At 45.3% G+C, this 8,402-nt stretch carries 7 protein-coding genes; 1 reads left to right on the top strand and 6 read right to left on the bottom strand.

Annotated features, from left to right (window positions below; genetic code table 11):
* Nucleotides 1-116: 116 nt before the first annotated feature.
* Nucleotides 117-1,793 carry a mechanosensitive ion channel gene (locus tag QUA53_RS27980; RefSeq protein WP_333100928.1) on the bottom strand — a complete coding sequence of 559 codons (1,677 nt, stop codon included), beginning with the start codon at nucleotides 1,791-1,793 and terminating at the stop codon, nucleotides 117-119.
* Nucleotides 1,794-2,120: 327 nt separating this feature from the next.
* Nucleotides 2,121-3,095 carry a transposase gene (locus QUA53_RS27985; protein WP_333100929.1) on the bottom strand — a complete coding sequence of 325 codons (975 nt, stop codon included), beginning with the start codon at nucleotides 3,093-3,095 and terminating at the stop codon, nucleotides 2,121-2,123.
* Nucleotides 3,096-3,242: 147 nt separating this feature from the next.
* Here QUA53_RS27985 and QUA53_RS27990 point away from each other — a divergent pair, with 147 nt between their 5' ends.
* Nucleotides 3,243-3,707 (top strand): SRPBCC family protein, encoded by a 465-nt coding sequence (locus QUA53_RS27990; RefSeq protein WP_333071769.1) that lies wholly within the window; start codon nucleotides 3,243-3,245, stop codon nucleotides 3,705-3,707.
* Between the two features lie 140 nt (nucleotides 3,708-3,847).
* Here QUA53_RS27990 and QUA53_RS27995 read toward each other — a convergent pair whose 3' ends face one another.
* From QUA53_RS27995 to QUA53_RS28010, 4 genes are all read right to left on the bottom strand, one after another.
* Complete coding sequence (locus tag QUA53_RS27995) at nucleotides 3,848-4,534, bottom strand: alpha/beta hydrolase (RefSeq protein WP_333100930.1); 687 nt, start codon at nucleotides 4,532-4,534, stop codon at nucleotides 3,848-3,850.
* A 310-nt stretch (nucleotides 4,535-4,844) separates the two neighbouring features.
* Complete coding sequence (locus QUA53_RS28000) at nucleotides 4,845-5,669, bottom strand: transglutaminase family protein (RefSeq protein WP_333100932.1); 825 nt, start codon at nucleotides 5,667-5,669, stop codon at nucleotides 4,845-4,847.
* 398 nt (nucleotides 5,670-6,067) lie between these two features.
* A complete protein-coding gene (gene mutL / locus QUA53_RS28005; protein ID WP_333100933.1) occupies nucleotides 6,068-7,945 on the bottom strand; it encodes a DNA mismatch repair endonuclease MutL in 1,878 nt (625 codons plus the stop codon).
* 185 nt (nucleotides 7,946-8,130) lie between these two features.
* The coding region (locus QUA53_RS28010) for a HAMP domain-containing sensor histidine kinase (protein WP_333249254.1) at nucleotides 8,131-8,402 on the bottom strand (272 nt) is incomplete at its 5' end.

Here is an 8,402-nt window from a genome sequence, read left to right on the forward strand (position 1 = left end):
CCAAATCCGATTAGCAATTCTGAAGGCTCAACCGCCTCTATTTTCTCCATCCTTTACATAAAAGCACTACCCAAAAAAAAATGGCGTTTGTCAAGTACAAACGCCATTTTATAGAATTACAAACGTGGCGTCTTATCTTGTTTAAACGACGCTAACAATTCGCGAATTTGGTCGGCCGCAATCTCGCGCCCGCCCAAACCAAAAGCTAGAGCAATGCCAACTGCGATCGCCCCGAGCAGCAGCCCGAAAGCCAAATTGACAATATCGCTGCCAATGCCCATCTGTTGCAGCGCCAAGGCCGAAACAAAGGCAATAATCGCAATCCGAGCCGCTTGGCCCAAAAGACGCGCTTGGCGAGTTCCAGAACTAGCAATCAAACTAAACGCCAGATTCGCCAAATACAAGCCGATCGCAAATACCACCAAACCAGCCAGCACCCGACCTGCAACTAGGACAATACCGCTAACAATCGCCGTCAGCGCTGGAATCTGCAGCACGTCGGTAGCCGCCACCACAGCAAACAGCATGATGCCCACCTGCACCACAATGCCGACAAGCTCAGAAGGCGTGCGGGCTGGAAGTTCGGGTTCCTGAAGAATCGTTGCGTCGGGATCGATCGAACTTGGCGGTAGCCTCAGCGACTGTTTCGGTGCCTGCACTCCCAACCAAGAAAAGACATTGTTAAAGCCAATTCCGGTCAGGATATTAGTAACCAAATCGCCTACCCAGCGCCCCAAAATGTAAGCAAGCGCCAGAATCAGCGCCGCGGTGAATATTTTGGGAACCGCGCCCAAAATGTCGTTGAGCATTGCGACTGCCGGCTGCGAAATCGCCTGAATGTCTAAAGCGTTCAAAGCTGCGATCGCTGTTGGAATCAAAATTAAAACATAGACGATGGTCCCGACAATCCACGACAGCGATTGTCCGCCCGAAGTCCGCGAAATTCCAAACCGAGCGCCCAAACTGTCGGCCCCAGCAGCAGCCAACAGATTTGTGACAATCCGTCGCACCACCATAGCCAGCAGCCAGCCGACAAACCCAATCAGCACAGCTTCCAGAATTTTGGGAATAGCCGCCAGAATTTGGTTGAGTAAATTATTAACCGGCAGCAGAGCCTGCTGCATTTCCAGCGAGTCGAGAATCAGCGGCAAAAACAGCAGAAAAATGAACCAGTACAGCGCATTCGCCACAGTATCGCTCAGCAGCAAAGGGCGCTCAGTGGGCGCAGCGCCCACTTCCTGATTCAAGCGCTCGTCCACGCTAAAAGCCCGCATCGCCCGCGATACGGCCATTTTGGCGACTGTTGCCAACACCCAAGCAATCCCCAACCAAATTAGCGCGCCGGCTAACTTCGGCAAGAAACCGGTAATTTGATTGAGAAAAGTATTGAGGGGTTGCGAGACAGCCGTTAGATTCAGGCGGTTGAAAAAGGCAATTAGGAAAAAGACAAAAATGATCCAGAACACCGCTGCGGAAATCCATTTTTCCACTTGCGGGGTTCCAGTTCCTTCTGGGCGGCCTGTAATCCAAGCAGCCAGCCGATTGTCCAGCGTAGTCTTCTTGAGCAATCCCCCCACTACAGATGAGACGAGGGCTGATACTATCAAGCCAATGAGCAGGATACCGACGGCCCAGAGGAGGTTTTCAATGTTTGAGCCCTGAAGGAAATTGTTAATTCCACGTTCTGCATCTGTCAGCGGATTCCCGGGCTGGGCCTGGGACAAAATGCGATCGGACAACGCCGCTATGGGACCCGATATGGGTTGAGTTATTTCTTGCCAAGTTTCATTCATTTTTTTCTCAGGTTAACGTCAGATTTGACAAGGAGAAGACGAAACTTTAATAATAGTTCCAAAAAATCTAGACATCGCCTAAATTTAATGTTTGTACACTTTTAATCGTACTGGGTTAACTACAAAACCCTCTATCGAATTTTGGATCGGCCCATCTCCGAATGATTTTGGGCCAATATTCCAAGAACCTTTCACATCGGCATTTATGAATCCTCCTGTTTTGGTTCTGAACAATCATCTTTTTACCCTACTGCCAATGTAGTCGGAATGTTGTTAAATTGGTTCCAAATCCAAACCTGAACATTTGGATGTGTAACTCTCCTCAACTCACCAAACTTGAGTTTCCGCAAGTTGTCCTTTGTACTGCAATATTTTCCGAAATCGGCGCTGGGGAATACAGGCAAAATTTTGATTCTTAATCAAACCAGTATTAATCCCCTCTTTAAAATCCTGGTTCCCGCCTATAACCAGCAAGCCCATTTGATGATTGACGAGTTCTTTAATAATTGCGGAACGCGTCGTGTGTAAGTAATAATCCACTTTACAGTTAAGCTTGTGCCAGCATTTGGCAAGTTTTTTACTGTTTTTTTGCGCTGTGGGCAGCAATGATTTCAATGCCGCTGAAACTTGATTGCAGTATTGATTGGTTGACTTAACAGCCCGTCCGTCGTAGATTGTGGGTACTAATCCAAGAACATTGTAGGTTAATGTTGCCAGATTGTTTAATCCTAAATCTAAGGCAGCTACTCTCTGATTAACTTGTAAAGGCTGTTCTAACTTCTCATAGAGCACCTGGACCCCATAACAACATACTTTGGGAACAATCCGGATTTCCAGAATGAAGATGACTTTTGAGCGCAACCAAATATTAGTACCAGAGGGGCGAACATAGCCTTTTTTTAAGGCTCTTTTGCTGACAGCTTGACAATTAAATACAACTACATAGCGCCCGTCCTCTCTTTTTCGCTCTCTTGAACCTTGATAATGAGGGATTTTCGGTGCTGATTGAAATTCAGTTGGGTCTTTCTGATAGTTTCGCACCCACAGATAATAGCTAGTCCATGCTTTGAGGACTAAGCCGAGCGTGGTTTGTGCTACTTTTGCCGGCAGTGCTTTGTAATCAAGACTTGTTTTAAGCGCGCGATCAACAGCCAGAGCATTTGTTTCTTGTCTGGCGAAAAAGTTTTGACTGTAGATGTAGTTAGCGCTATTGTAAAGATTCTTGCACAGCCAAGAGAGTCGATCGGCTTTTCGATAAAACCTATGATTTGGTTTAATGACGTGCCTTTCGACTAGCTGCATAGTTGGTATATATAGTTTAATTCAAGATGATACACTGTATTTATGAGTGTGTCAATCTTTTAATTTCTGGAAAAATTGACGGTACAAGTAAATAAATGACTATCAAGTAAGCAAAGTTTTGTAATACCCTTCTTGTTGCAGGTTCTCATGTCAATTCGTCAAGTTTTCGAGCAATCCATTGAAATTCGCGCTGCTGCTACTCTGGTGGAGCAGTGTATAGTCGATCGCACTTTAATGCACAAGTGGCTCAATCCCCTGCTGCGCTGCGATCCCCAGGGCGAATGGGATACTGCTGTAGGAAGTCGTAGCTTATTTATCATAAAAATTCCAGTTTTGCAACCCACTTTGGAGAGTGTTGTGTTGGAGCGACAACCCGGTTTAATTGTGTGGGGGTTTGACGGATTTTTCAAAGGATGCGATCGGTGGGAATGCCAGCCGCAAATCCAAGGAACTCTCTTGATTAACCGCTTTGAATTTCAAATTCCCAATCGTTTAATTAGATTTGGTTTCAATCGCTTTGCGGCCCCTTGGACAGAAAAAGATATGAAAGACCAACTCCGCCGCCTTAAGCGGGTAGCCGAGCAATTATCTCAAAAAATGGGTAATGTATAATGAGTAAGGGGTAATGGGGAACTTTTACCCTAGCGTAGCCGAAGTATGGGTAATTTGTAATAGCTGAAAACCAATAGCTAATAGGAAAAAAAGCACCAACTTCCCAATTCCCAATTCCCCATTCCCTCAACTTGAGTTATTTACTTCGCACTTCCCGATGGATTGGGCTGACAAATCATTTCTCTCGCCGAATTAACGGCTTGGTTAGCCGTATTTTGTAAAGCCGGGGAATTCTGATACAAAGCTTGCAAATCTTGCACATCTTTAATCACTCGCTCGTAGATCACCATCGCTTGATTGCCGTCAACTTCTAAGGCAGCAGGGCTGTAGTTTTGCATCACTTCAATCAGCGATATTTTGCCATCTTTAGATGCTGCGACTAAAGCATCGCGGAGTGCCGGCGCGCTTTGCAGCCGAGTTGCCGGTGCATAAGCAACCTCCCCCAATTGTTTGAAAACAATTTCCCCAAAATAAGTGCTTGCCAGCCGCGCTACTAATTGAGAATCTAAAGGCACTTCTCGCGTTAATATTTCGCGCACCGACTCGGGAGTTTGTTTCGCAAGACTCAGAACGCTTCGCAGTTGAGATGATGCTTGACCGGTTTGTGCAAAGCTTTGCAAGTCGCTCATCGGTAATGTCACGTCAACAGCACCGTATTTTACGGTAACATTATCTAATGCAAAGGCTTTGCTACTGCTTAGGAATACTGCACTTGTTCCCAGCAAAAGCGCCAAACCTAAAGATAAAGACTTTGACATTCTTTTTGTTAAATGGGCTGACAGCGGTTGAATTCCGTTGAGATAACCTTGTTGAAACTGAAAGTTCATGAGTTTTTGCCTCTTTACGTCAAAATACTTTTTAGATAGCTCGTCTGTGCGGGTATCAGTGCGGGTATCAGTCGGGAAAGTCGCATCGGAATTTCCGTAAATGACCTATGATTCTACAGTCAAGTCAAACAAATTCAACCTATCCAAAGATAGGTGTTAATTGGGAATTAATATGTTATAATTAACGTTTTGACAATTTTAGATACCTTTGCAAAAATGATAAAAGCGAAATTTGGTCGTCGGGCAGCAGTTTATTGAGTGTCACTTTGATGTCTTATAGTGTGCTGTGCGACATATAGCGAATTTAAGTTCAAAGATCTAGATCGAGCCGATCAAGCAATTGGCGAATTATAGCAGCATCCTCAGCATTCGGAGCATTTTTCAGGTATAGTTCCAAATCGTGGCGCGCTTCGGCCAAGCGTCCCAGTTGATAATATAGAATTCCGCGATCGCGCCGTTCACCCAGCGCATCGGGAAACAGCAGCAAAATCCGTTCGATAGCCAAGAGTACCCTCACAGCATCTCGCTGCTGCAAGTAAATCGCCTTCAGATTTCCCAGCATTCGCCCCAAAAAATGTCGGCGACTTACCGGGGCGAGAAAAGCCGGCTGCAACTTCATAGGTTGGCCGTAAATTTGAGAAAGTCTCCCTTGACAATCTTCAGAAAATAATATCTCGCCGCCATTAAACGCATCAACAAAAATACCAGCATCTTCAAAATCCGGTCTAATTAAAAAATGTCCCGGCATCCCAATTCCCACCATCGGAAAATCAATGCGCTTAGCAACCTCCAAATACACCAAAGATAAAGAGATCGGGATGCCAGTACGGCGATCGATCACTTCATTCAAAAAGCTATTGCGGGGGTCGTAATAATCCGCATCATTGCCCGCAAACTGCAACTCCCCGTATAAATAGCCGTTAATAGTTTGAATAATCCGCAGCGGATAATTCTGTGCCGGCAGGCGTGAGCGCACTTCATCTGCGATCGTGTCGAGAGCGTTGAGATACTCCTCGGGCTCTAAATTCGGGTATTCTTCCAAAGCCATGTAAAGGGCAGCTTTCGCCAGGTCTATCGAGCCATCCGGCTGATTTATTTGTTGATAAAAGAGTTGTCGCGCGATCGAAAAATCCATATTTAGTATTGATTTATGTTTAATTGACATTTTATACCCATATTATGAACAGGCAAGATGCCTGTTCCACAACAAAAATTATTCGGATAAACAGACCTTTTTACTAATATGATTAACCTTTTTTATTGTAATACACGCATTTTTCCTTGTGAAACAGGCAAGATGCCTGTTGCAGCTTTTGGTAGTATCACTAACCTTTTTATGGTGGTACAGGCCTTTTTTCTTGTGGAACAGGCAAGATGCCTGTTGCCCAAAATATCTTAAAAACAGTGCATTATTTTAATTTAGATATATTCTAAGTTTTTTCATATAAATCAGCCATTATTTTTAATAAAGCTTCACGATATATTTTTTTGCATCGAGATTGAGGTGAACCCCCTCGGATATCAAATCAACTTTCAAATCCCGTGACTTTTACCAATCACCCAACTGCGGCGAAAAATTCGAGCCAAAGTCGATTCTTCCAAAGCAAAATAGATAGGCCGGCCGTGAGGACAAGTGCGCGGATTGCGAGTTTGCTGCCATTCATCCAACAAATTTTGCATTTGGGCAAGACTCAAAGGAGTACCGTTTCGCATAGCGCTACGGCAAGCAGTCGCAACTTGAGCCGCTTGTAAATCTGCGACTTTACTGAGTTCAAAAAGCGCATCCGCACAGTCATCTCGATCGGCTAACAATTCGGGAACTTCGCGGGCTGCCCATAGCTGTTCCCCAAATGTTTCTACTTCCAAGCCTAAGCGAGATAAATTCTCAATTTGTAGCGCCGATAATTGACTGAGAATAACGGGTTTTTCTAGACATTTTAGCTGCCAAGCCGCGCACAATTGCTCGTACAAAACGCGCTCGTGAGCGATGTGCTGTTCTATCAACCACATTCCGCTCGGATGTTCCGCAACAATGTAAGTATTGTGAATTTGAGCGATCGCTCTCAATTCCATCAATCCTATTTTATCAGCTTTTTCCTGTTCGCCACCTGCATCATTCTGCCTAGCCGAAATCCCGACACTGTAAGCACTTTTGTGTTCCGATGCCTTCAGCAATTTTCCCACTCGATCGGGAATTGGGGCAGGCGGCAAAACTTCATCGTTCAAATGCAAAGCACGAGCAATTGCTGCGCTAACTTGGGCTTGCCAAAAACTCGGCTCGTGCAGATAAATTTCCACCTTAGCCGGGTGGCGGTTCCAGTCGATTTCCGAAGGGGAGATTTGCAGGTGGACAAAACATACGGGATAGCGGTCGCGCGGACAAGTGCGGGCAAAGGCGCTGAGAATAGTTTGCTCTAATTCGGGCGATCGCACAACTCGCCGATTTACCCCAACTTTCACCCAATCCGGCCGCCTGCGGTGACAGCGATCGGGCAAACCAATTACTAACTCCAAACGCTGGGAATTCGACATTTGGAATTGGGAACTGGCAACTGGCAATTGGTAATTAGACTTAACTGTAGCGCCAACAAGTTGAGTTTCTATCAATAAATTTGCTGCTTTCTGATTTTGAGGACTAGCAGGCAAATCTAACTTTAAATACTGCAAATCGCTCGCTCGCACACCGCGCACGAATTGAGGTAAAAGTTGTTCCGCTGTGCTACCAGGAGTTACGTGCAAACAAGGCGTGTTTCCTTGACGCAACTGCCAATTAACGTGCGGGTGACAAATAGCAATTTGCTGAAGAGTTAATTGGATCGATCGCATTTGCTGTGCCGGCGACAAAAAACTGCGGCGCACAGGCCAATTGCCAAACAAATTATCAACACTCACCACCGTACCCGGAGCGATCGCCGCTGTTTCCACCTCCACAGCAACGCCTGCATTGTTGTAAATCACCCGCCAGCCCGATCGAGCATTTTCAACTCCCCCCTTGTTAAAGGAAGATTTGGCGGGGGTTTGCGCCGACTCTCGATTTTCCGAAAAATCCCCCAATCCCAAATCATTCGATCGGCTCAAAACCTCCAAACAGCCCAACTGAGCTAAACTGTGCAAAGCTTCCCCACGAAATCCCAAAGTATCAATTTTGTAAAGGTCTGCTTCAGTGGTAATTTTGCTCGTACTGTGAGGCGAAGCCGCCTGTCGCAAATTTTCCAGATCCATTCCCGTACCATTATCTGCAACTTGCACCCGCCACTGTTCAGGCCAGACAGAAACAACGATGCGAGTTGCACCAGCATCCAGAGAATTTTCAACTAATTCTCTTACCGCTGCGGCGATCGAGTCAATGACTTCACCGGCTGCAATTAAATTGATAACTTCTGTGGGTAAGGTTTGAATAGTAACTGGCATCAAATTTTTAGCAGTTCGTTCATTCAATTATACTTCATTCTGTAACTACTTGCACAGTATTAGGACTTACGATCTTAAACCCGGTTTATCAGGTAGTAAAATATTGTTTTGTAATAAAATATCTACTCATCAACCAAGTCTCTGAGAGTTACTGAAAAAGTCCTAAATATAATCTTCGTAACGACTTAAATTTGATCTGCTAAAGCCATAATTTTAGGCAGGCGGATGTAAAAAGTTGTGCCTTTACCGTCCTCTGAGTCATAAGTAATTTTTCCTTTGTGAGCCTCAACGATAGACTTAACAATCGCCGTTCCCAAGCCAGTACCAGTCCGCTTGCCATAAGTCACAAACGGTTCAAATAACTTTTCCTTAATTGTCGGCGGAATGCCCGGGCCGTTATCATAAATGCTAATTTCTGCCCACTCCTGACTTTGTGTCACCGCAATCTCTATCCGAC

The sequence above is a fragment of the Microcoleus sp. Pol12B3 genome (genome assembly GCF_036701355.1).
Classification (GTDB): Bacteria; Cyanobacteriota; Cyanobacteriia; order Cyanobacteriales; family Microcoleaceae; genus Microcoleus.

Bases quoted from the DNA above. Each gene is read 5' to 3' on its own strand.
- QUA53_RS28000 (WP_333100932.1), bottom strand. From the start codon at position 5,669: ATGGATTTTTCGATCGCGCGACAACTCTTTTATCAACAAATAAATCAG.
- QUA53_RS27990 (WP_333071769.1), top strand. From the start codon at position 3,243: ATGTCAATTCGTCAAGTTTTCGAGCAATCCATTGAAATTCGCGCTGCT.
- QUA53_RS27995 (WP_333100930.1), bottom strand. From the start codon at position 4,534: ATGAACTTTCAGTTTCAACAAGGTTATCTCAACGGAATTCAACCGCTG.
- QUA53_RS27985 (WP_333100929.1), bottom strand. From the start codon at position 3,095: ATGCAGCTAGTCGAAAGGCACGTCATTAAACCAAATCATAGGTTTTAT.
- QUA53_RS27980 (WP_333100928.1), bottom strand. From the start codon at position 1,793: ATGAATGAAACTTGGCAAGAAATAACTCAACCCATATCGGGTCCCATA.
- mutL (WP_333100933.1), bottom strand. From the start codon at position 7,945: ATGCCAGTTACTATTCAAACCTTACCCACAGAAGTTATCAATTTAATT.